Source organism: Bacteroides ovatus (assembly GCF_001314995.1).
GTDB classification, from domain to species: Bacteria; Bacteroidota; Bacteroidia; order Bacteroidales; family Bacteroidaceae; genus Bacteroides; species Bacteroides ovatus.
In genome coordinates this window covers 491,618-511,113 of the sequence record NZ_CP012938.1, presented here as the reverse complement: position 1 = coordinate 511,113, position 19,496 = coordinate 491,618, and the positions used below count along the sequence as shown (strand labels likewise).

Here is a 19,496-nt window from a genome sequence, read left to right as displayed (position 1 = left end):
TTACAGGTAATGTCTATATTCAACAATCTTTCCTTTTATCTCAACTCCTAGTTTATCAAAAGCATAGGTACCATCTTCTTTCTGATAAACGACATACATGCAACCATCCAAGACAGCTGCTTTCTTTGCAAGATCACTGATACGTTCCAGTTCACTCTGCATCTTTTTTATTTCGCAACTACAAGCCATTTTCTACCGATATCCACATTCTGAAAAGAAACGTTCCATCCAGGGACGGAGATACATAATATTAAAGTACTCTTTAGCTGTATCACCAATGCCTAAAATCTGCTCACCGTATTTCTTCTCAATAGAACTACCGTCCGTAAATCCTTTCGTTGAGAATCGAAGCCCGGAATCAATTCTATCGGCAGTTATGCTATCATAGAAAGTACCAGTAATAAAGAGGTTAGGTACCTCAACCGGACGCGGTGGCAAATAAAGCATCTCACTTCTAAGAGGTGGAGTTATCCTCTCCTTCCATCGTTTATATTGTTCCGCACGGTTCTGCCAGGGACCGGGCTCGTTAAAATAGGTGTCAGTATCATAATCAGGATTCAATAGATGTTCAGTACCGTCCAGACCGGAATATAATTGCTCCTGAATGCAATCAACGAGCACATTCTTATGTTCTTCCATACACCTAATACATTCCTCTTCAAACCCGGATGCAATGGAATGAATAACTCTATGTAATTCATCAAAATCTGCCATACAGTAAAAATATAACGGGCCGGGCTGTAATCACACCCCAGCCCGTCGGTTACTTAGTTATCGCATCGTACACTTCCGAGAGCTTCTTCTTGCGGTCAGCTTCCTTCAGTTCCTGCCACACGACTTTAATGTGCGCATTAATAAACTCTTCCTTCGTCATGCCCTTCACAGCAACCTCGACGAACGTAACATTATCTACCTTCATGACACCTGCTCAATACCTCTGATTCCTTTTTCATACAATACAGAAGGAGCTTTCAACGAAGGAACCGCCCCAGCTTTAGGAACAATGGTAATGATACCATCCGAATACGTAGCAGAAGTTACGTTATTCATAACTTCAGCAGCACCATCAGCAATAAGACTGCCAAATTCTTCTGTACGGTCATAACCACCAACAACTTCAACTATTTTGTAAGTATTTTCGGCCTCCAACTTTTGAAACACAACATCAACCAAGCCTTTAACGAAATTCTTGGGATTGAAGTCTAACTGCACGTAGTCAAAGTGCAATTGGCTGTCTTCCACATCTTCATGTGAAAAACTAACAGTCATCGCAGACTTAGCACTACTGGTCGGGTACTGTGTCACGGTCGGATAAACAGTAGACATCGGAATACCGGCAAGGATATCAGTGTCATCATTATAACCGATCAACATATTATCCTGATTCCAAAAGTAAACGTCCCATCCTTTATTGGCACATTTCAGAAGCTGGGCATTCAAAACCTCATCAAATTTCTTCAAAGTGAAGGTGTCTGTTTGAGCGCTAAGCCCGTTGTATTCACTTGCACCGTACCCTACAGGATTAACTTGAGGCTCTCCACCATTCTTGGCATACTCCAGGAATGGCAAAATAGGGTAAATACGCCCGGGACGGTCTGCATGGCACAATTCGAGCAACTTCTCACCTGTTATATCAGCAGGGAGTTTGACACCATGTTCTGTCAAGATAGCACCTTTGACCTTTTTCCAGTCAATGCTACAAGCAGAACTACCAGTGTTCATCCGGGAACCCTTACACGTTCTAATCTTTCTCATTTTCTTCTACAATTAAGATTATTAATTTTTATTTCCATCGAGCGTATATTTATGGCATCAATCGGCTCGCTCACAGCCTCACCGGAATCTGTATAGGCTCCGTATCTGCCATATGAATAGTTTTCTGAATAACTATGTTTCACTTTTTCGTCATAGTCGCAGTCGAACCGAGAATCTTCATATAATACTTCCAATAAACGTTTATAGATTGGCCGAAGGATATTTTTAAAAGATGTGGTTCTGCGCATCTCATTGCTCCACTCTTTACAAGAAGAACATGCTATAATTAACGAAACCTTTGCTTTTGAAAAATAATCCGCATCACCTCTATCCTCACTAATTGGAGTGAATAGTGCAACCAATGGAAACTTCCTTTCAGACTGGGCAGAAGACTTACTGTATTCATCTAAAATATCTTTGATATATTGACTGCTACCGAAGATGTAATTCAACCTTGGGGACTTCATAACTTTAGTTCCCCCTTTCCCATTTGGATAGAGAATTTCAAGCCCTTCTGGAAGTTCCTTTACAATCTCCTCAAACAGTTCTGTTATATCTAAATCTATCATAAATTGAAAGCATTAATTGGGGTCAAAAGATTCTTGGTTATTTTCACATCGAAAGGACAATCATTCGACATAGCCCATTCAACAAACTGTTTATTCTTCTCTACCATGCTATTCCATGTGCTTACTTGTCTCTTCAAAGGAGCTATATATTCATTAGCACATTTCAAACGGACAAGCCCGGTTATTGTAGCCTGGGTGTTTGCGTCACGAAGAATATGATAAAAGACATAGTCAGCGAACGGTTCACACAGCTTCTCGCATAATACTGCATATCCGGACTGGGGGGCTTCCTTCTCTTCTGAAATATCAACTTCATCTGAAGAATCTTCCTTTTCCCGTTCAATAAGCTCCAAATAATCTGTGATAGCTTGGGAAAGAGTCACACCAACAACATTCCGGAGAAATTCGGGCTGAAATGCCTTAATATACCCATTTATCACCTCATTCACAGCAAGAGATTGGGGCGAAGGCATTTCAGCGACCGAAACATTCTCAATATGCCTGGGACCTGACATAAAATATGAAACATCAATCAACATAGCGATAGTTATTTAGAAGTCTTGCCTTTCCCGGTTTTCTTTTCATCTTCCACGGAAACGGCTTTATCATCTGTAACAGTTACCTCCTTGGCATCTTCCTCTTGCAAATCTTTTGAATCGGCAACCGGAAGATTCTTTTCATCAGAAGGCACCTGTACTTCAAGTTCTGCAATGCGAGCTTTCATTGTTTCACGCTCTTCTGTCAGTTCAACAATTGTCTTATCTTTCTCTGCAATGGATGCAGTAAGCCTGCCAATCTCTTCATTTTTCTCTGCAAGCATACATTCCAATGTCTTTCGGGCATCTTCTTCTGTAACAAGACCACATTCGGAAATAGGGATGAGTTGAATCATCCCTCTATTAATCCGAATGCGTTGCTCTTTAAGCACATTGGTTACATCCTTATCGTTACCTCTAAGTATGTAATCCATAATCCTACGCTTTAGTTATTGCAGTCTTCAATGCGGCCAAATCCCCATAAGCGAAAGCCCACGGCATATAAATCGGGAAGATAACTTCTTCTTGTGCCATCAGCACAACCTCATTGCAAAGCTTGGTCTCCACATCTTCAGCCCATTCAAGTGTCAAAGTGGTATAATCAACCAAATTTGCGGCTTGGTTAAAGTCACCTAAAAGATACTTACCTGGAAGAATGCCACCATACTCGATAATCGGACGACCGGCAATATATTTCACCCCATCAACCATTTTAACGATACCAAGATTACGTCCTGTCGTATCTTTCTCTGATTCCATACCGTTAACAGTCATTGGATTAAGAATAATGGCATTCGGAAAATACTGGGCATATGTCATTGCGGCGAAAGCTGTTTTCACTACATCTTCAGAGTTGGGTTCCTCAATGTTCTTAAAGCCGGCTTCATGAACACTGAATGTCATTTTATCCGTAGCCGTTTCAGCACCGGAGAACGCGACACCAGGAATAAGGATACGACCATCTTCCATTTTCACAAGAGCGTGTGTTTTGTTCAGTTCAGTGAGAACAGCAGCACCAGCGAACGTGATACTCATTCCATCAAGAATCAAATCCTGTGGTTCTGCAAACTCTACAATCACATCCTTATCACCGTTATATCCGGTAATAGCTTTTACAGCACCGGCGGCACCTGTAACAATGGCTGTACTGATAATCTTCTCTACAGAAGTCACCCCAGTATTATTAATAATACCAAGCAAATTCTCACCATTACCGTCACCAAACAAGATGTTCCAGTCTTCTGCCATCCAAACAGCTTCAGGAAGCATGTTCAAGATGTAGGAACGAATGTACACTCTTGATTTCAACATACGTTTTGAAATACGGATATGAGTACCAAGGCGCTTAGTTCCTGTCTGTATCTCTTTTACCTTGATACTTGATTCCGGTAAACGACCGTTCTCAGTTACAAAACGGGCATTACGGTTGAAAGCATATACTTGCGCATAGGCGAGTTGAGGATATGCAGGATCAGCTGTCAGCGTCGTTAATACATCACGCATATGCAACTTTTTGTTGGCAACCTGAGTCACAACACGTTTCTGTTGTTGAGTAATCAACAAATCACCGGTGTAGTTGTCAGTCATGGAAACGACATCTTTCAAGGAGAAGCCGTCAAATTCTCCTGATTTGCGTGTTTTTCCTTCTGCGAAATCTCTGAATTTTTCAGAATCAAGCATCTCGTTCAACTTCTCATCGAACTTGTTGATAGTATCCATAGAAAGACCTTTCTGCTTCATTTTCTCGATACTTTCACCAAGAGTTTTAACTTGTTCTACAAGTTGCTCGTTGTCCTTTACCAATTGCTGGAACTTTTCTCCATCATAGGCTTTCAATAGATTATTGATGTCACCAAACTGTTTCGTTACCTCCTCCGGTGAAGCAAATCCTTCAAGTGACTTGTTAACTACTTCACACATCATGCCGGCGATATTTTCCATAAATGTTTTCTGTTCTGCCGGCAGACCGTCCGTTTTCAGATTAAAATCTGATACTGTAAATTTTCTAATTGGCATAAAATTTAAATTTTAAGTTATTTATTCTCGAAACAGCTATTCAAACTCTTGAAATCGAGTAAAGTGCCATTATCAGCGGCTTTAATCGTTACTTCATCGTCCCCATTTTCCCCGTCATTCTTTTCTTGAGTGTCAACAGACGGCTCATTTTTTCCGGTGGTATCTTCAGAAGTATTTTGCAGAATAGCATTCGAACGATATACTTTTCCCCAACAGTGGGGACATCTTACATAATTCATAAGGTCTTGTAGACCCTTTTGAGTAAATTCTTTCTTTTCTGATTTGACAGAATCAATAAGAGAAATTACTTGGGTTCTAATCTCTGGAGTGAGCTTCTCCATTTCTTCCCTTACAATGTCCTGTGTTATCCATCTCTGATAATCAGCAGCATAATCTAATACCTGTTGGGCAAAGGTATGCTCCGTTTCTGCATCATAATCAAATTGATAACCACAATGAGGACATGAGACAACGGCACCACCGTTGAGGCTCTTCAGTAATAAACTTAATTCCATATCGTATCCTTTTAAACGTTCATCACTATATCCATGCTGCAAGAACGCTTTCCGGACGAAATCAACAGCCTCCTTTACCTGGTCAGCAGTAGCAGACTTAATATTCACAAGGAACGTCTGGGGATTACTCCCCCAACTTGTCAATGTTGAATATTCCATCATACGCCATTCAAGCACCTTACAAGGATCGATAGAATCCCTTTTGATAGCTTTTACTCCGATAGAGTGTTCTAGGGTTCTTCCATTCTCTGCAAACAGCTTATAATCAGCCAACGTATCACGTCCAATCTGTTTTTCAAGATTTAACTGACCGACCATAACCAAATTACCTTCTGTTTCCTTACCACTCAACGGAACACCTAACAACTGGTCTGTACGATGATTCAGGAACCAACGCATCCGACCAATATTTTCTTTCAATGTCTTATTGAATGAGCCGGGCATAGATATGTCATTTTGTGAGTCCTTCACACCGATACCGTTCACCGCAACGGTAACGATACCCTTCTCATCAACATCATTTGCCTTTGTCTTGTACTGAAGGCTTTTGATTTTCTCTTCCATCTTTTTCATCTCCACTTTTAGTGTTAAAAACTCGATTTACTTTATCCAGTTCCTCATCTGACATATCAAATTTCAATTTGTCAAACAAGGGATTTTCTATCATACTTTCGCCTATTTGGGCACGCCAGTCATTGAGTGTTATAAGCCCACATGAGAATTGTTCACGACAACGTTTATTTATATTTGTCTTTACGTCCTCGGATTCTTTCAATCCTTCCTGCAAACAATCAACATCAGAGAAATCACAATCCAAATAATATCCACCTCCTTCAAGACCAAGGAAAGCTGTAAAATCCTTGCAGAATTGTTTGGCCATAGGAATAACAGTTGAACAATATACGCTCTTTTCAGCAGTAGCCTGATTGCTAAATGTGGACTGGTCTTTTCGCGGAACAAGAACGGCAGGGATGCCGTATGCCCCTGCAATATTTATTGCATCAGCCAAAGTCTCTTCAAACGGCTGTAACTCTGCAATAGAAAGATTAGTACGAACAAAGTCAATGTCTGCATCTGAAATACCATAAGGTACCTGGCCCTTCCTTACACCATACTTCTCAAAATTTTGCTTCAAAAGCTGTTCCTTTTCATCGTCAGTCAACGCTATTGAACCGGTAGCATCAGTTTTCTTACTTACAATAAAGCCCAATCCACCCCGCTTTACATAAATCACATTTCTAGCTTCATATACAGCTATTAGATTTGACATTGGCTTATTTTGGGAAGCAAGACGACTTTTGGACTTCAAGAACATAGCCCCTGAATAGAACTCTGCACTTCCGTCTCTATCATGCCATATTTGGTATGGAGGAATTTCCAAACTACCATTCCAACCATACTCCAAACGATAGCTACGAATAATATCTTCTGTTTGGGCAATGCCAAACAATGGCATATTCCCGTAAACAGGTTCTACAATAGTCTTATCAGAAGGTAGCACCCAATAATTATCGCAATATCTCCATTTTTCAGCTGTAGAAAAGACATCAGGCATAGCGGCACGAATAAAGCTATTCCCTGTACACAATTTATAAATATGGTGCTGATAAATCAATTCTTTCCAACGCATCAAACAATTAGGACGACTAAGTATGCCATTCATTCGTTTATTCGCCCATACTATACTGTCATCCTTAGTTTTCTTCAATTGAAAATTAGCACCTGCAATTCGCGATGCAATATAATCGATCGGGAAAAAGACTTCAGGTATCGTACTGAATAGCGTTAGATAGTTACTGCCCGCTACAATAGGACTAGTAAGGTCCTCAATGTATGCAACTGACCATTTTTCAGTCTTGCCACTTTGAGTATCTATATCCTTATTTTCAGATGAAGTAACTATTTCAACTTCACCTTTAGTCTTAGATTTCTTTCCAAATAGATTATCAAAAAAAATATTCATTGGGTTCCTTTTTGAGCAAAACTAAGTAAAAAGGAAAACCGTTTTCCAAAACACTAAAATCTTGAAATTACGAAAACATAATACCAACAATATAACATTCTTATTTTCAATCACATATAACACATTTCAATTCAAACCTAATTTTACAACGAACTGTACTAGCCCACTCAAAACAGCACTGGCCTCTTTTGTTTCACTATCTTTATTATAGTCCATCAGATTATTCATGAAGGCAACATATTCCGTATCAGATTCTACTTTTGATGCAGAAAAAAGAATACTATTTTTCACATAATCAGATGTTGCAGCAATACGCTTATCTACATCCGGAAACTCTTTCATTACACGAATCTCCTTGTTTGTACTAGAACGGAGTTCCCGGATAAAAGGGAAATAAGCATCTGTACATTCAATTACACATGAATCAGATTCATGGGACAAAATAGAAGAACGTATATCTTCTGTTGAAGTAGTATCCATAAATACGACATCAACAACATGCCATTTATTTCCACATCTAAACGCTTGTATAAGGACAAATTTCCCATTAACATTCGGCATCACATATAGAATCTTCTTAGTGTATTTACATTCGGTATCTGGATTGAAGAAATTAATAGTGCCATTACAAGCATACAAGTTTCTTTTTCGCCGGTTACTAAACTCTATATACTGCTCACTACACAAATCCACAACGACATATCGGAACGTATCAGACAGGTGCCCGTGCTCCTCATAAGTCTGCAAGGTAGTTTTATTCTTGACCTTAGTTTTAAGAATGGCACCGTTAGCATCTTTCTGTACGCTCATGTAGTCCTCAATAGATACCGAACATGATTCGTCAATGTATATCTCTATACCGGGAACAGTACAATCAAAGATAGCATTGATAAACTCACCGGTCATGGCAACACTCGGATTCTTATTGCCTACCTTATCCTCAATCTCGAATCCTTCTTTCTGCAATGTATCTATGAATAAGTCCATCCAAGAACGTTTTTCATCATCAATGCTATTGGCCACCTTTGTTGAGGCATCCCCGTGTAGGTAGACTTTATCACTATACCTGATATCTTTCAGATACTTGGCTACAAGTTTAGAGGACTTCTTTACTGTATTGTTAGGATTTTCGGCGCATGTCTCATGGAACTGCCAAACCTTGATACCGGTAGTGAAATCTACTTGCCAGTACGACACACTGATATATGGCAGTACGTTATTATCTACTGATATATGAATAGGCAGGTCCGGGATATATTTATGTTCACCGGAATGTTTGCCACGGTTGAACGAACCGAAGAACTCGCTACCGGTACGAATAACACCCCACTCTCCCAATGCGTACACATTGTAATAATCCGGATCGTGGACTCTATCATACTCAAAGTCGGCAACACATTGCTCATCATAGAAACCATACGTACCGTCAGGACTACCGACCACCCAAAAATTATTCAAATAGGTAGATTGGATAATAACTGTATTAGGTGCCTGTTCCTCGATTTGCTTAGTACGAAGATTAAGTATTTGCCTGGGTGCATTCTTCTTTACGGATTTGACCTTGGTAAGTTCTTTCGGCAACTCTTTGCCGGCAATGGTAACCGTCATCGGTACATCATGCCATTTGTCTTTATCAATGAACTCTTTCTTTATCCAGTGGCTTTCACTGATCGGATTAAAGGTACAAATAATTTGCTGCCCTTTCTTACCACGCAAACGCTTACGTAGCTGCTTGAAATCCGGATGCTCGAACTCTGACCATTCCTCTAACTGAACACGCTTATAATTGGAGATACCTTTTATCTTTTCCGGATCGTCAAGACCGGAAAAATCTATCTTCGCACCATTAACCAGACACTTAATAGTATTCTGTTGGAACTTGAACAAATGGGATATGCCAAGACCGGCCGCAGCGACTTTATAATCTTCATAAATGGTTTTGAGAATAGAAGCTCCTACCTTACGCATTACAAGAGTGTTTTCACCATCCTGTAATGTCTGTATCAGTATTGTTTGTGCCACACTATACGACTTACCGGAAGATGAACCTCCATAGAGAATGATAAAACGGATAGTCTCATCATTCAAGTACTTCAATAGATAGAATCCGTTAGGATTTAGCTTCTTATAATTTATAACCATATTGTTCTAAAAGTAAGGTTTCTCCGTAGGGTGAATACCGGATTTTGCAGTTCAAATTGTTCTATTCTTCCGAATCTCCTTTTTCATCAAAGCCGATACGAAGTTCACCGATTTTATTTCCATCTCCACCTTTGATGTTGACATTCTTATCTGCCTCCCATCCATTCCAAGCACCTAATATCCGGGCCGCTTCTGTTTTGCCATTGAACTCATAGGTAACCTCTCCTCTCTTATTCTGTATCTTCTTCAATGCGTTACGGGCACGTTTGGGAAGTTGGGAAGGAGTTCTCATTTTTGTTTTCCCGGTTGCAGGGTCAACAAAATGAAGATCATCGGGATTGGCAAGCACTATATCCATTAATACCCTCTCAACAGTTTTCCTCTCTACTTCAGACTCTTTCGCTCTCTGCGCCTTAATCTCATTTATCCTTGTACTAACCTTGCTATTTGCTAATAGTCTACTCGCAGCGCTCCAAATTGTCTCTGGCTTCATGTTGGAAGTATTATAAGACATTCGATATGCTTCACTTGCATTACCTTCTGTATCAACGTAATATTTACAGAATTTCTCTTGCTTAAATGTTAATGGTTCCTCTCGCTTTCCCATATCAATTATTGTTTATTCCTATGAGAAAAAGAAGCTGCTCTCTATCTCTTAAAAGCTCATAGGTGGCAAGTAATGTACTGCCGGTTGTTAATATGTCATCATACACTATTATCTTCTTTTCCTTTATCGGACGAAGAAGAAAGAATTCCGGATTCAATCTATCTTTAGTTAGGCACTGAATTGCATTCTCATAGAATGGTATTTTCACCGCCCCAGCTATTTTCGTGCAGATAGAGGTTGCAAAATGAAAGCCCTCGTAGTGTCTCCGTCGCGGTGTGGTGACTATACACCATCCTTCACATCCCCCTACAATGAAGCGGTGGAGAAACTCACACGCTCTCTCTGCAAAGAATGATGCAAGTTCCTCCGACTGTTTAATTTCTGAAAAGCTGGTACCAGTCTTGGAACGGATGAACTGGGAGATGTAATAGATATCACCCTTTTTATGAAGTGACACCTTTTCTCTCAAATCACATAACCGTTCCTGATGAGACCAGCTCTTACCTTTCACCGCTTCCGGCTTATCCCAGTCGTCAATACGACATATCTTTCCCTTTCCTTTCATCAAAGATCTTCTTTACTCCGTCCTCGACAGATGTGTAAGACAAAGGTACTAAATAGATATCCCGGTTCACCGACTGCTCCAAATTGTCAAAATCTCGTTTTTTATTAATCAACTCTATTTCAATCGGTTTGTAGTATTTTACTAAAGAAGCAAAATACATAGTAGTCACAGGTTGAACGTTACAAATATTGATAAGTTGCCGGTTACAACCCACCGAATAGATAAGCCCCTCAATGACATCATCTATGTAAGTGAAGCACCGGATATTCTGACCACAGTTGTATAATGACACGTTTTCCTTTTCCATCAGGAACCAGAGAAGAGTTCTTTTTCGCGGATTAGGTCCATATACATTATGCAGCCGGCACCCGGTCGCAGCCTTACAATAGATAGATGCATACTGTTCATCAAAGTACTTACTTATACCATAGAGACTTGTTGTGTTCTCCGGGTTCGCGGTCGATGAACTGGCATATACTAATTTTACATGGTATTGGTTACATGCATCGGCTATGCACATAAAGGTATCAATATTATCTTTCCGGATCTGTTCCAGATTTCCATTGAATACACTTGTTTGTGCTGCCAGGTGAAATACACAGTCGATATCACCGTACTTTAGAAGTTCACATACTTTTGAAGCTTCAGTACCGTTCTTTCGATCGATACCTATCACTTCAACATTTCTTTTCGCTAATTCTTGGCAGAGGGCTTTACCTATGAAGCCTTCACTGCCAGTTACAATCATTTTTCTCATCATCACAAAAAAATAAAGGTGTATCGGATAACCAATACACCAAAGGTTCAACAATTATATAAATTTCAGTTCTTATTATCATAATCTTTCCTTACTTTTGCAGTATGAATAAAGATAGAAAAAGAGTTCTGATAATAGGTAACGGATTTGACCTTTGTTTAGGCAGAAAGACTTCATACAAGGACTTTTGCCAATCTGAATTTTGTCCCAAAGACTACCCATCTCCTTTAATCAAACATTTAAATGACAAATGGAACGATAATTTAGATGCGGTCAAGTGGTATGATTTGGAGAATGAACTAAGTTATTATTATACTAAAATTAAGAATAATAATGGGCATCCATTCGATTTATATAATAGCACAGAAAGAAAAATATTAGAAATGATACATGCCTATCATGGTATTTCTGAATATAATGATTTAATACAAACAAATGCTGAGACTGTTAATAGACTATTAAAGATAGGCGTATTATCCAAACCTGGACTTTCTTACATAATCTGTTTATCACATGAAGATGTGCTAAATTCTCCAATTGAACGAGATAAAAAAGCCGTACAGTTGATTAAAGTTGGGTTAATGCAATACCTAATAAAAATTCAAAAAGAAGCTATTAATGAAAACTCCATAGCTGCTACAGTAGCAAGAACATTTATCAAAAGCAATGTAAATGATGAAATTGTCATATACTCTTTTAATTATACAAGTTTTGGAGCAATAGCTCCCAACTCTAGTTTTGCTATGGAATTTAATGATGCAGTTAAGTATGTACATGGCTTATGTTTAGACGGGAATATCATTTTAGGAACAAGAGATGAAAACATAGACAAAAACTATGATTTTATACAGAAATCATTTGATTCCCAATATAATCCCCCAGCTATGGTATATGATTTAATGGATGCTGATGATATTACAATATTTGGGCATTCATTAGGCATAAATGACAGCCAATATTTTAAAGCCTTTTTTGAAAGACAATCTTCATCCACTAATCCCCAAAAGAAGAATATTACAATATTCACTAAAGACGCAAAATCGGAAATTGAGATAAAACGCTCACTACAAGAAATGACAAATTGGAATTTGACATCTTTATATGGATTGAATAATCTCCAAATAATTAAAACAGATGAATGTGTCAATAATCCAACCTTATTAAGAAAATACATCAAAATGTATGTTGACAATGAAGAAGATATTGACAGTATAATTCATATCTAACTATTATGTTACTATTATTCTGTACTATTGTTATTTACTCCATTTACTACCACAGTATACACATCGGTCATACTCTCCATAGCTAACGACTTGATTCCTTTCATTTACGACCAAATTACACAAGCAAATATCGTCCTCTGAATTGATATTGGGATACTCCCAAAATGACAATTTCCCTTTAGCCGGTATCGGCTCTGGAAATAATATAGGATTAGCTAGTACCCAGTTATAAATAGGATTTTCATAATAGCCTTTACTATCATCTGTTTTCTCTGCCCATTTAGAAGGATGATTGATAGAGCATCCAATTATTTCTACACTTCCAATGATAGCAGAATTGACAATGCCCTCTGCACATATTATTTTTCGTTGAAACTCAATAGGCAGACTATCCCATTGAGCTTTTGTAAATACACTATTGGGATTTCTCATTTCTACAGGTTTCCCACTTGCATGGATTAACACTCTATGCCCTATGTATTTCCATGGACACGCCCAAGTACGGTTCTCAATATCCTTGATACCATGCACTATTAAAGAAGCCCATGGTTGTTTTATTGTTATTGCTTTCATTGATAATTTTAAAGTTTGAGTTTTCTATATAATTATTATCTTTGCAGTTGTTAGTAATAACTAACTGAGAAATTCTGACCATAACATAGTTTGTTAGGTAGAATCTATCTAGTATTAACCTATAAATAATGTATATTTATGAACAATAAGTATTATTTATTTATCGCTGCTTGTAAGGGAGCTGCTTTACTTGGAGAGTTTATCTACCTACATGGAAGAGGAGAATTCTCTGGTGCTCGCGGTGCGTACAATTACTGTAAACGCACAGGAGATAAAGCAGGTGAGTTAGCTATATATAATTGTGTAGTTAACCGTAAAGGGCAGAAGGTTTACTGACCTATGGACCGGGAAAATTTTCCCGGTCCTTTTTATTCTTAATATTATCATAACTTTCGTATTGTTATTAATCAAAATATCCACTACATTTAAACCCTTTTCGAGGGATAAAATCTTTAAATTCACAGCTTCTAAACACCCACTTCTTATCAGCCCATCCGGCTAAATCCTTTTGCCATTGAGGAATAATTTGACGAGGATTATTTAAGTCCCTGTAAGGCTGGCAATGCGGCAAGAACCGACTGCCTTTATTCTTCCAATGATTGACACGCTCAAACGATTCTTTAAAGTCACTAAGCAGGATACAATAAAAGAAGTATTCGCCTTTGTAACCGTACTTATCAATCAAAGCCGTAGCACGCTCACATTCTGCTATTTGTCCCGGTGTATCACAACCGAATCTTATGCGCTTCATCCACTTTACTTTTGCAAGCAACCGGGCTATATCATCCGTAACCAACCGGGCATCTAATCCTTGATTGAAGTCTACACGTACTCCCATGGAGATAATCTTTTCAATCTGCTGCAAACCGTAGTTGGATGCAAGTATGTTGTTATCCATGAGAATCACATTTTTTCGCCCAGCAGATACTTCCGCAATATCCATGTAAGGAGTGATGTTTCCTTCTTTGGCAGGTACAACACACCATTTACAACGATTAGGACAGCCCCTTGTCAAAAAGCCATAAGCCAAATTTTTATCAACATTATACAGATCGTAATCAGGAATCATTCTATCAATTTCCGGTAGAAGAACCTTTTTTATGTCATACCCTGTACCGCCTTTCTCAACTTGATCGGCATTGATGTAATAGCCGTAATCCGGCGTAAAGCTAAATACTTTTGCAATGTAAACCTTATCATAAGAACAAAGGGGATTATACCATTCTACATTATCACCTCTTGCCTTGTGATAGCTACTTATCTTCATCAAAGCTAGATTAGGATAGTTGCTATCGACTGCTAGTATTCCGATATTCATCACTTATTTGGGGCTATTTAAAAATTCTCCTTAATCCTGAATTAACAGCATCGGTTTTAGCTTCCTCTGATGGATGAACATAAATATTCAAAGTGGTACCTACATCTGAATGACCAAGAATAGTAGATACAGTTTTGACATCAATTTTATTCTCTATAAGAGTCGTGGCAAAAGTGTGCCTTAATCCATGATACTTGATACAGTGGTCTAGTTTTACCTTTTCAAGAATAAATTTCTCATAATAATTCCGCAAGGTCCGAGGTTCTGTATATTGCTCACCACAAGTACACACATAATAATCGGGATTACACACAGCAGAAAACTTCTTCACCAAAGGGAAAATGTTTTTTAAGATAGGAATATACCTATCAGAATTTGAAGTTTTCGGGGGCCCAATCTCAATATGGGTTTTTGCTTTATTAAATGTACCATCCTCGCCTGGCATATATATGCGTTCTAAGGTTTTACAAATATGAATAGTCTTTTTATCTAAATCTATATCCTTCCATTGTAAGGCACATACTTCCCCTATACGCATACCGGAACATATCGTTAGCAAAATTCCAAGATTACGTGGAGATGGATTCGCTAACACATAATCGACGATTTTCTTATATTCAGCAGGAGAATAACGTTCCAGCTTTTGAGCAGCTATCTTATTTTTACTTGGCCATACCATCTTCCATGTAATGTTATGTACCTCAAGGTCTAACTCTTCGTCAGCAAACCGAATTAGCATTTTTAGAACTATCAGAATATCATTGCAGTACTTCACAGATAACCCCGAATTATCCATAAGATCGTTCATGAATGGCACAATAACCTTTTTGCTCAATTCCCCAACTCCCATACATCCTAACATTGGAGAAAGCTTTTTCACGTATATCTGCTGGTACGATGCCAGTGAACTAGTCTTGACTTGCCTTTTCTTTACAGAAATCCAAGCCTTATACACATCATCCAATTTCATATCTTATAAATTTGTTATTTAAATCAGTTTCAATTCTCGCAAATAAACATCAATCTCCTTATCCAATTCGGCACGTTTGGCTTCCAGCTCTTTTATTTCATCCATAACAGCCTTAATGTCAATAGGTTCTTCTTCCTCAAATACATCTATGTATCTCGGTATGTTAAGATTAAAATCATTAGCCATAACCTCTTGCAATGTGGCACAATGACTGTATTTCTTAATTTCCTTACGCTCTTGGAACGTCTGTACAATCTTGTCTATTTGTTCATCACTCAAAGAGTTCTTGTTTTTAAGCTTTTCAAAATCTTTGCTTGCATCAATAAAAAGGATGTTCTCATCTTCTTTACGACATTTCTTTATTACCAAGATACAAGTAGGAATACTAGTACCATAGAATATATTGGCCGGTAGCCCAATGACAGCATCAATGCAGTTTTTATCTTCAATAAGAAACCTGCGAATAACACCTTCGGCAGCACCACGAAATAAAACTCCATGAGGAAGAACTATAGCCGCAATCCCTGTTACATCCAGTTTATGGACTATATCCAAGACAAAAGCATAATCAGCTTTAGATTTAGGGGCTAATTTCCCAACTTCACTAAATCGTTCATCATCCATAAAAGAGACATCTGCACTCCATTTGGCGGAAAAGGGCGGATTTGCTATTACTGTTTCCATTTTGATTTATTTTTTTGATAATACACTTTCATATACTCACGTATTTCACTTTTGTGAGCTAATTGATATTTTCTATTTTTCTCTAATATCTTTTCCTTATTAACCTTATATCTACGCTTGTAACTAGCCCTCTCCAATTCTCTATAATGTTCAATATTGGCATTTCGCAATTCTTTCCTACGGGCAAGTAATTTGTCTCTGTTACGAATCCGATATGCCTTATTATTCTTCAGTATTTTTTCCCGATTTTCAATATAATAACATGAATTACAAATTTTCGTACTTAAATAGAATTTGCTTTCAGGTACATACTCCCCACATTTATTACATAATAAAATATTTTCAGGAGTATTTCTAATTGCTAAATCAGCTTCCCCAAAACGGTTGTTTCTTTTTATAAAGGAAACCTCATCGTAAATCAGACGATCAACCAAATCCCGCCAATTTTCAATAGAAAAACGTTCGTCAGCTATAACGGAATGAGAGATATCCATGTAATTAATATCAATGCCAGGAAACAAGAAATTGATTCTTTTCCTAGTGTATTGGTACAGATTCTTTATAAAATTATCGTCAATCATAACTAATCTTTTCTATAATGGAAAAATCGAATGGAATATCTTTCACGTTCAGCAAGCGATATTCACTTTTTATTGATTTTACAAGTACATCACCATGATACACAGTTGCATTAATACCACGTATCGATAAATTAAGCAAGAGTAACGGAATAGACCTATCAGACAACTCCCAGCATTCAACGGGGTGTTCAGACGGTTTGAAATCAGTTCCTAAAGTTTTAACTCTATGCCACCAGTTAGAAATAATAAGGGAACCATTCCCGGCAGTAGGTTCGTAAATCACCCCTTTGGAAACCCCTGTCAATCTTGATAGTAGTATTCCTACTACATTAGGAGTAAAATCCTGCTTGTTTTGGTTTCTTTGAGCCAATTCACCCTCATATATATCTTGAAACCAATCTCTTGAAAGATCATGAGTATTGAGTTGTAATAACTCTCGATATATATGATGCAATCTTTCGTCATTATCAAAGATTATTTTAAAAATCGCATTAGGAAGTGATAATATATCCTCTATTTGAAACAACTTCTTTAATTCTACTTCACTCATATTTACTCTGTATTTGAATATTAATCTCTTGCTTCAGCCATTCTTCGGCCTTTAGCCGTTGCCGAATAGATATTCGGCTTACCACCGCTGAAACATTTAGTTTTTATCCATTCATATCTTTCAGCTTCCCGGAGATAGAATAATATTCCGTATTCAGATGTATTTTTCAACCAATCTAATTTCTTGATTTGCTCAAATGTCATAGGACCGCCATATACAAGCAATGATGTTAACATCTGAGCTCTTTCTTTCAATGAATATTCACTCATAATCAATACGGGTTTATGCAATTCTCCATAGCGTTCCGCCACTCATCCTCCGTTATCGGGATCATGTCATCATAAAGGTTGAACCCTATGATGTAGCACCCGCTCTTATAGTTGTTCTCGATACATTCATAATGGAAAGTCCGGGATTTCTTGTCAAACATGCTTTTAGGAGTCAGCCGGAACACCTTCCTTCCATGTCTGTACCACCTGTGGGGTACCTTCTTGCTGAAATGCTTTACAAAAACGCTCATTTCTTTTTATGATTTTAATTAATATTTATCCATTTACATATCATTTACATACTGTAAATCAATCATCTCATTGTTTTATAAATAACTATTGCCTATCTTTGTTGTCTAATTTTAAAAATAAAAATATGTTAGTAATTAAATCTACAAAAGAAGGCTATGAGCTTAATCAAAGGATTTCACTGAGATTGTTTGAGCCATCCGGAAACACTGTTGTAAAAGTAGTATGTGAAACTCCTTATTACGGGGAACCGAACCATTTAGAAAACGCTATTTGTAATCACATAAATAGCTTAATGCCTGATGGCTATACAGTAAAAACCAATCATGTGACTCTTGAATCAAGTACTGGAAGTGATATGAAAGGCAAATATGTCGAATCTCTAATGTTTCAGATTTATATCTAATCTCAGTAAAGTCCTGACTACCTATTCAGGACTTTTTCATTTATCGCTTTACTCATTTCTATCTTCGGTATTGAGAGTTAATACTTCTTCCCGTGCATCTTTTCACGAAGTTCGTTATACTTCATTTTCTGCTCGATGTGCCAAAGCAGGTCTATATCTAAGTGCTTGGCAAGCCCGAAGATTGATAGTATCATATCATTCACGGTTGTAGGAAAATCAAATATTCCGTCATACCTAACAGGAAGTGTAGAGATGGAATAGATTGATTCGGTGAAAGTTTCGTCTTTACAAGCTTCTGCCATATCTTCAATACAGTCATCAATATCTCCGTTGGCAAGTTCAAGGCTTATTCCTCGAAGTCCTGCAAGCTCAAGCAAGCGGATTACAGCATCGACTAACTCTTCCTCAATTGAGCCTTTTATAGTTTCATTGTATGCGACTTCGTAACCACGCTCTTTGGGAATGTCAGAATCCAATCCTTGACAAATGCGGCTGTTAGCAATCTTCTTATTATACCGATCAACATTAGCACGCCTTCCTTTTCTATCTGCTTCCACAGCTTCCATCAATTCAGAAATCACAAGGCAAAGAAAATGATTGTTACTTAGCTCTTGATCGTGAAACCCATGTTCACAAGCTGTTTTATATGCTTTGTCTCTTAATTCATTTAAATTCATTTTACTCATCCTTGTAATGCTTAAATATATCTATCCAATTCCTTTTCTAATAATTCTCCATCTATTTCAGGAAACAGCTTCAGAACTAAATCCAATGATTTGCAATAATTGTTATTGTATTCTTCAGTATCCATTAATCGAAGTACCATAGAACAAAAATTACCTACAATTATTGAAGTAGATTCAAGAGTTTCCGAAACACCATTATTCCACTTTGCATCTTCAATAAGTTCCCTCACATATTCTTGAACTCTTGTAATGTTCTGCTCTATTAAATCTTTTTTACTCATAATTTCAATTCAATTAAGTTCGATTATTTTTTTGCAATATTCTCCCAAAAAGCAACGCCTTCAGGAGTACCATTAAAAGGGAATGAGATAGCTAGAAATCGATGAAAACAGCAATCAACATCTAACAAATTGTTCACCCGCTCTTCATTTGTCATTGAGAAGTCAGGACACTCAATATTAAATGTATCATTTGCTCTTTCTGTGTTATATTTCCATTGATTGAAAATACCTAGTCTTTCTAATTTTTCTATTTTTTCATTCCTCTTCATGTTGATTGA

Annotated in this window: 26 protein-coding genes and 1 pseudogene; 3 read left to right on the top strand and 24 right to left on the bottom strand. The window is 37.7% G+C overall.

Annotated elements, in window-relative coordinates:
* From Bovatus_RS25410 to Bovatus_RS02010, 13 genes are all read right to left on the bottom strand, one after another.
* Positions 1-162, bottom strand: a complete 162-nt coding sequence (locus tag Bovatus_RS25410) for a hypothetical protein (RefSeq protein WP_004311558.1) — start codon at positions 160-162, stop codon at positions 1-3.
* Positions 163-192: 30 nt separating this feature from the next.
* Positions 193-714, bottom strand: coding sequence for a hypothetical protein (locus tag Bovatus_RS02065; protein WP_004300282.1), 522 nt, complete (start codon positions 712-714; stop codon positions 193-195).
* A 201-nt stretch (positions 715-915) separates the two neighbouring features.
* Positions 916-1,755 (bottom strand): hypothetical protein, encoded by an 840-nt coding sequence (locus Bovatus_RS02060; protein ID WP_004300278.1) that lies wholly within the window; start codon positions 1,753-1,755, stop codon positions 916-918.
* Positions 1,752-2,324 carry a hypothetical protein gene (locus Bovatus_RS02055; RefSeq protein WP_004300276.1) on the bottom strand — a complete coding sequence of 191 codons (573 nt, stop codon included), beginning with the start codon at positions 2,322-2,324 and terminating at the stop codon, positions 1,752-1,754. The genes Bovatus_RS02060 and Bovatus_RS02055 overlap by 4 nt, the downstream gene beginning before the upstream one ends.
* Positions 2,321-2,863: a hypothetical protein gene (locus Bovatus_RS02050; protein WP_004300274.1), complete on the bottom strand. Its 543-nt coding sequence runs from the start codon at positions 2,861-2,863 to the stop codon at positions 2,321-2,323. Before Bovatus_RS02050 ends, Bovatus_RS02055 begins: the two co-directional genes overlap by 4 nt.
* Positions 2,864-2,871: 8 nt before the next feature.
* Positions 2,872-3,294: a hypothetical protein gene (locus Bovatus_RS02045; protein WP_004300271.1), complete on the bottom strand. Its 423-nt coding sequence runs from the start codon at positions 3,292-3,294 to the stop codon at positions 2,872-2,874.
* 4 nt (positions 3,295-3,298) lie between these two features.
* Positions 3,299-4,876: a phage major capsid protein gene (locus tag Bovatus_RS02040; RefSeq protein WP_004300269.1), complete on the bottom strand. Its 1,578-nt coding sequence runs from the start codon at positions 4,874-4,876 to the stop codon at positions 3,299-3,301.
* Positions 4,877-4,893: 17 nt separating this feature from the next.
* The gene (locus tag Bovatus_RS02035; protein WP_052587993.1) at positions 4,894-5,955 is read right to left on the bottom strand and encodes an HK97 family phage prohead protease; all 1,062 of its coding nucleotides are present in this window, start codon (positions 5,953-5,955) and stop codon (positions 4,894-4,896) included.
* On the bottom strand, positions 5,909-7,354 hold the full coding sequence (locus Bovatus_RS02030) for a phage portal protein (RefSeq protein WP_004300265.1): 1,446 nt from the start codon (positions 7,352-7,354) through the stop codon (positions 5,909-5,911). Before Bovatus_RS02030 ends, Bovatus_RS02035 begins: the two co-directional genes overlap by 47 nt.
* A 126-nt stretch (positions 7,355-7,480) precedes the next feature.
* A complete protein-coding gene (locus Bovatus_RS02025; RefSeq protein ID WP_004300264.1) occupies positions 7,481-9,496 on the bottom strand; it encodes a PBSX family phage terminase large subunit in 2,016 nt (671 codons plus the stop codon).
* Positions 9,497-9,557: 61 nt separating this feature from the next.
* Positions 9,558-10,103 (bottom strand): terminase small subunit, encoded by a 546-nt coding sequence (locus tag Bovatus_RS02020; protein ID WP_004300262.1) that lies wholly within the window; start codon positions 10,101-10,103, stop codon positions 9,558-9,560.
* Position 10,104: 1 nt separating this feature from the next.
* Positions 10,105-10,668 (bottom strand): phosphoribosyltransferase, encoded by a 564-nt coding sequence (locus Bovatus_RS02015; RefSeq protein ID WP_004300260.1) that lies wholly within the window; start codon positions 10,666-10,668, stop codon positions 10,105-10,107.
* Complete coding sequence (locus Bovatus_RS02010) at positions 10,637-11,428, bottom strand: NAD-dependent epimerase/dehydratase family protein (protein WP_004300259.1); 792 nt, start codon at positions 11,426-11,428, stop codon at positions 10,637-10,639. The genes Bovatus_RS02015 and Bovatus_RS02010 overlap by 32 nt, the downstream gene beginning before the upstream one ends.
* A gap of 101 nt (positions 11,429-11,529) precedes the next feature.
* Between Bovatus_RS02010 and Bovatus_RS02005 the strand changes: the two genes are divergently transcribed.
* Complete coding sequence (locus tag Bovatus_RS02005; RefSeq protein ID WP_004300254.1) at positions 11,530-12,651, top strand: AbiH family protein; 1,122 nt, start codon at positions 11,530-11,532, stop codon at positions 12,649-12,651.
* A gap of 30 nt (positions 12,652-12,681) precedes the next feature.
* Here the strand turns inward: Bovatus_RS02005 and Bovatus_RS02000 are convergent, their stop codons facing one another.
* The gene (locus Bovatus_RS02000) at positions 12,682-13,224 is read right to left on the bottom strand and encodes an ASCH domain-containing protein (protein ID WP_004300253.1); all 543 of its coding nucleotides are present in this window, start codon (positions 13,222-13,224) and stop codon (positions 12,682-12,684) included.
* 138 nt (positions 13,225-13,362) lie between these two features.
* Here Bovatus_RS02000 and Bovatus_RS01995 point away from each other — a divergent pair, with 138 nt between their 5' ends.
* A complete protein-coding gene (locus Bovatus_RS01995; protein ID WP_004300249.1) occupies positions 13,363-13,560 on the top strand; it encodes a hypothetical protein in 198 nt (65 codons plus the stop codon).
* Between the two features lie 67 nt (positions 13,561-13,627).
* Here the strand turns inward: Bovatus_RS01995 and Bovatus_RS01990 are convergent, their stop codons facing one another.
* The 7 genes and pseudogenes from Bovatus_RS01990 to Bovatus_RS25405 all read right to left on the bottom strand — a co-directional run bounded on the left by Bovatus_RS01990 (position 13,628) and on the right by Bovatus_RS25405 (position 17,757).
* A complete protein-coding gene (locus Bovatus_RS01990) occupies positions 13,628-14,542 on the bottom strand; it encodes a radical SAM protein (protein WP_004300248.1) in 915 nt (304 codons plus the stop codon).
* Between the two features lie 13 nt (positions 14,543-14,555).
* The gene (locus Bovatus_RS01985) at positions 14,556-15,512 is read right to left on the bottom strand and encodes a tyrosine-type recombinase/integrase (RefSeq protein ID WP_004300246.1); all 957 of its coding nucleotides are present in this window, start codon (positions 15,510-15,512) and stop codon (positions 14,556-14,558) included.
* Between the two features lie 18 nt (positions 15,513-15,530).
* Positions 15,531-16,187: pseudogene (locus tag Bovatus_RS01980) on the bottom strand (N-6 DNA methylase); the annotation flags it as partial.
* Entirely contained in the window at positions 16,184-16,777 is a 594-nt protein-coding gene (locus Bovatus_RS01975) for a hypothetical protein (RefSeq protein ID WP_004300242.1), read from the bottom strand. The gene Bovatus_RS01975 and the pseudogene Bovatus_RS01980, both read right to left, overlap by 4 nt.
* Entirely contained in the window at positions 16,770-17,327 is a 558-nt protein-coding gene (locus tag Bovatus_RS01970; protein WP_004300240.1) for an N-6 DNA methylase, read from the bottom strand. The genes Bovatus_RS01975 and Bovatus_RS01970 overlap by 8 nt, the downstream gene beginning before the upstream one ends.
* Before the next feature lie 20 nt (positions 17,328-17,347).
* The gene (locus Bovatus_RS01965) at positions 17,348-17,596 is read right to left on the bottom strand and encodes a hypothetical protein (protein WP_052587992.1); all 249 of its coding nucleotides are present in this window, start codon (positions 17,594-17,596) and stop codon (positions 17,348-17,350) included.
* Positions 17,597-17,598: 2 nt separating this feature from the next.
* Complete coding sequence (locus Bovatus_RS25405; protein WP_004300234.1) at positions 17,599-17,757, bottom strand: hypothetical protein; 159 nt, start codon at positions 17,755-17,757, stop codon at positions 17,599-17,601.
* A gap of 215 nt (positions 17,758-17,972) precedes the next feature.
* On the opposite strand from Bovatus_RS25405, the gene Bovatus_RS01955 reads away from it, so the two are divergent.
* A complete protein-coding gene (locus tag Bovatus_RS01955) occupies positions 17,973-18,251 on the top strand; it encodes a hypothetical protein (protein WP_004300230.1) in 279 nt (92 codons plus the stop codon).
* A 77-nt stretch (positions 18,252-18,328) separates the two neighbouring features.
* Here Bovatus_RS01955 and Bovatus_RS01950 read toward each other — a convergent pair whose 3' ends face one another.
* The 3 genes from Bovatus_RS01950 to Bovatus_RS01940 are packed head-to-tail and all read right to left on the bottom strand — an operon-like array spanning position 18,329 to position 19,487.
* Complete coding sequence (locus Bovatus_RS01950; protein ID WP_004300229.1) at positions 18,329-18,937, bottom strand: nucleoside triphosphate pyrophosphohydrolase family protein; 609 nt, start codon at positions 18,935-18,937, stop codon at positions 18,329-18,331.
* Between the two features lie 11 nt (positions 18,938-18,948).
* The gene (locus Bovatus_RS01945) at positions 18,949-19,218 is read right to left on the bottom strand and encodes a hypothetical protein (RefSeq protein ID WP_004300228.1); all 270 of its coding nucleotides are present in this window, start codon (positions 19,216-19,218) and stop codon (positions 18,949-18,951) included.
* A gap of 23 nt (positions 19,219-19,241) precedes the next feature.
* The gene (locus Bovatus_RS01940) at positions 19,242-19,487 is read right to left on the bottom strand and encodes a hypothetical protein (RefSeq protein ID WP_004300227.1); all 246 of its coding nucleotides are present in this window, start codon (positions 19,485-19,487) and stop codon (positions 19,242-19,244) included.
* Between the last annotated feature and the right edge of the window lie 9 nt (positions 19,488-19,496).

What these genes read in the sequence shown, in the direction of transcription:
- Bovatus_RS25410 (WP_004311558.1), bottom strand. Translation starts at nt 162, where the DNA reads ATGCAGAGTGAACTGGAACGTATCAGTGATCTTGCAAAGAAAGCAGCT.
- Bovatus_RS02065 (WP_004300282.1), bottom strand. Translation starts at nt 714, where the DNA reads ATGGCAGATTTTGATGAATTACATAGAGTTATTCATTCCATTGCATCC.
- Bovatus_RS02060 (WP_004300278.1), bottom strand. Translation starts at nt 1,755, where the DNA reads ATGAGAAAGATTAGAACGTGTAAGGGTTCCCGGATGAACACTGGTAGT.
- Bovatus_RS02055 (WP_004300276.1), bottom strand. Translation starts at nt 2,324, where the DNA reads ATGATAGATTTAGATATAACAGAACTGTTTGAGGAGATTGTAAAGGAA.
- Bovatus_RS02050 (WP_004300274.1), bottom strand. Translation starts at nt 2,863, where the DNA reads ATGTTGATTGATGTTTCATATTTTATGTCAGGTCCCAGGCATATTGAG.
- Bovatus_RS02045 (WP_004300271.1), bottom strand. Translation starts at nt 3,294, where the DNA reads ATGGATTACATACTTAGAGGTAACGATAAGGATGTAACCAATGTGCTT.
- Bovatus_RS02040 (WP_004300269.1), bottom strand. Translation starts at nt 4,876, where the DNA reads ATGCCAATTAGAAAATTTACAGTATCAGATTTTAATCTGAAAACGGAC.
- Bovatus_RS02035 (WP_052587993.1), bottom strand. Translation starts at nt 5,955, where the DNA reads ATGGAAGAGAAAATCAAAAGCCTTCAGTACAAGACAAAGGCAAATGAT.
- Bovatus_RS02030 (WP_004300265.1), bottom strand. Translation starts at nt 7,354, where the DNA reads ATGAATATTTTTTTTGATAATCTATTTGGAAAGAAATCTAAGACTAAA.
- Bovatus_RS02025 (WP_004300264.1), bottom strand. Translation starts at nt 9,496, where the DNA reads ATGGTTATAAATTATAAGAAGCTAAATCCTAACGGATTCTATCTATTG.
- Bovatus_RS02020 (WP_004300262.1), bottom strand. Translation starts at nt 10,103, where the DNA reads ATGGGAAAGCGAGAGGAACCATTAACATTTAAGCAAGAGAAATTCTGT.
- Bovatus_RS02015 (WP_004300260.1), bottom strand. Translation starts at nt 10,668, where the DNA reads ATGAAAGGAAAGGGAAAGATATGTCGTATTGACGACTGGGATAAGCCG.
- Bovatus_RS02010 (WP_004300259.1), bottom strand. Translation starts at nt 11,428, where the DNA reads ATGATGAGAAAAATGATTGTAACTGGCAGTGAAGGCTTCATAGGTAAA.
- Bovatus_RS02005 (WP_004300254.1), top strand. Translation starts at nt 11,530, where the DNA reads ATGAATAAAGATAGAAAAAGAGTTCTGATAATAGGTAACGGATTTGAC.
- Bovatus_RS02000 (WP_004300253.1), bottom strand. Translation starts at nt 13,224, where the DNA reads ATGAAAGCAATAACAATAAAACAACCATGGGCTTCTTTAATAGTGCAT.
- Bovatus_RS01995 (WP_004300249.1), top strand. Translation starts at nt 13,363, where the DNA reads ATGAACAATAAGTATTATTTATTTATCGCTGCTTGTAAGGGAGCTGCT.
- Bovatus_RS01990 (WP_004300248.1), bottom strand. Translation starts at nt 14,542, where the DNA reads ATGAATATCGGAATACTAGCAGTCGATAGCAACTATCCTAATCTAGCT.
- Bovatus_RS01985 (WP_004300246.1), bottom strand. Translation starts at nt 15,512, where the DNA reads ATGAAATTGGATGATGTGTATAAGGCTTGGATTTCTGTAAAGAAAAGG.
- Bovatus_RS01975 (WP_004300242.1), bottom strand. Translation starts at nt 16,777, where the DNA reads ATGATTGACGATAATTTTATAAAGAATCTGTACCAATACACTAGGAAA.
- Bovatus_RS01970 (WP_004300240.1), bottom strand. Translation starts at nt 17,327, where the DNA reads ATGAGTGAAGTAGAATTAAAGAAGTTGTTTCAAATAGAGGATATATTA.
- Bovatus_RS01965 (WP_052587992.1), bottom strand. Translation starts at nt 17,596, where the DNA reads ATGAGTGAATATTCATTGAAAGAAAGAGCTCAGATGTTAACATCATTG.
- Bovatus_RS25405 (WP_004300234.1), bottom strand. Translation starts at nt 17,757, where the DNA reads ATGTTTGACAAGAAATCCCGGACTTTCCATTATGAATGTATCGAGAAC.
- Bovatus_RS01955 (WP_004300230.1), top strand. Translation starts at nt 17,973, where the DNA reads ATGTTAGTAATTAAATCTACAAAAGAAGGCTATGAGCTTAATCAAAGG.
- Bovatus_RS01950 (WP_004300229.1), bottom strand. Translation starts at nt 18,937, where the DNA reads ATGAGTAAAATGAATTTAAATGAATTAAGAGACAAAGCATATAAAACA.
- Bovatus_RS01945 (WP_004300228.1), bottom strand. Translation starts at nt 19,218, where the DNA reads ATGAGTAAAAAAGATTTAATAGAGCAGAACATTACAAGAGTTCAAGAA.
- Bovatus_RS01940 (WP_004300227.1), bottom strand. Translation starts at nt 19,487, where the DNA reads ATGAAGAGGAATGAAAAAATAGAAAAATTAGAAAGACTAGGTATTTTC.